1 pseudogene is annotated in these 253 nt (G+C 71.9%); it reads right to left on the bottom strand.

The features are described 5' to 3' along the window. Positions 1-253, bottom strand: a pseudogene (locus KVS67_RS12385) (phospho-N-acetylmuramoyl-pentapeptide-transferase); the annotation flags it as partial.

The following is a 253-nucleotide window of genomic DNA, read 5'->3' on the forward strand; positions in this document are numbered from 1 at the left end:
CCAGGCCGGAGGCCGTGGGCCCGCCGAAGTCGCCGCCGAACACCGCGAGCAGCCCGTGGGTGATCAGGTACGCCAGCACCATGGTGCCGATGATGACCGCGCCGCCCATCGTGGGCGTGCCGCGCTTGGTCTTGTGGGTGGTCGGGCCGTCGTCGCGGACGTACTGGCCGTATCCGCGCTTGACGAGGAACCTGATGAACAGCGGGGTGCCGACGGCCGGGAGGACCAGGCCGAGCACGCCGCCGATGGGCAG

This window comes from Micrococcus sp. GbtcB5, assembly GCF_019091605.1.
Taxonomy (GTDB): Bacteria; Actinomycetota; Actinomycetes; order Actinomycetales; family Micrococcaceae; genus Micrococcus; species Micrococcus luteus.